1 protein-coding gene is annotated in these 883 nt (G+C 73.3%); it reads right to left on the bottom strand.

Features of this window, described 5'->3' with window-relative positions; translation table 11 throughout:
- Window positions 1-117: 117 nt before the first annotated feature.
- On the bottom strand, window positions 118-883 hold a 766-nt coding region (locus tag CTKZ_RS20620), incomplete at its 5' end, for a methyl-accepting chemotaxis protein (protein ID WP_235843588.1).

Genomic DNA, 883 nt, shown 5'->3' with positions numbered 1-883 from the left:
GGCCCGCCACCGTCCAGCACGGTGGCGGGCCTTCTCGTCCGTGCCGCCCGACGAGGAGAGGGCGGCGTCCGGACGGCGCCCGGCGGCCGGGGACGGCCGACCACCGGACGCGGGTCCTCAGTAGGTGAACGCGGCAACCCGCGACCGCAGGTCCGCGGACATCCGGGCGAGCTCCTCGACGTTCGTGCCCATCTGGGCGAGCACGTCGGAGCTCGTCGCGGCCGACGTCGCGACGCCGGTGATGTTCGTGGCGATGTCCCCGGTGCCGGCCGCGGCGTCGGCGACCCCGCGCGACATCTCGGTCGTGGTCGCGGTCTGCTCCTCGATCGCCGACGCGATCGTGAGCTGGTGGTCGTTGATCGCCTCGATGATCGAGGAGATCTCGCCGATCGCCGACACGGCGCCGGTGGTGTCGGTCTGGATCGCCTCGACGCGGCGCGCGATGTCCTCGGTCGCCTTCGCCGTCTCGGACGCGAGCTCCTTGACCTCACCCGCGACGACGGCGAAGCCCTTGCCGGCCTCTCCGGCACGCGCGGCCTCGATGGTCGCGTTGAGCGCGAGCAGGTTCGTCTGCTCGGCGATCGACGTGATGACCTTGACGACGTTGCCGATCTCCAGGCTGGACTCGCCGAGCTTCGCGACGCGCTCGTTGGTGAGCTCGGCCATCTGCGTCGCCTGGTGGGCGACCTTCGCCGCCTCGGACGCGCTCTGCGCGATCTCCCGGATCGACGACCCCATCTGCGCCGACCCGGCCGCGACGGACTGCACGTAGCGCGAGACCTGGTCCGCGGTGGACGCGACGACCCCCGCCTGCGCGCTCGTCTCCTCCTGCGCGGCGCCGACCTGCTGGGCGGCGGCCGACAGCTCCTCCGCGGCGGCCGCG

Source organism: Cellulomonas algicola, from assembly GCF_003851725.1.
GTDB classification, from domain to species: Bacteria; Actinomycetota; Actinomycetes; order Actinomycetales; family Cellulomonadaceae; genus Cellulomonas; species Cellulomonas algicola.
The sequence above is the reverse complement of the archived record's forward strand: the minus strand, read 5'-3'. Positions and strand labels throughout refer to the sequence as shown.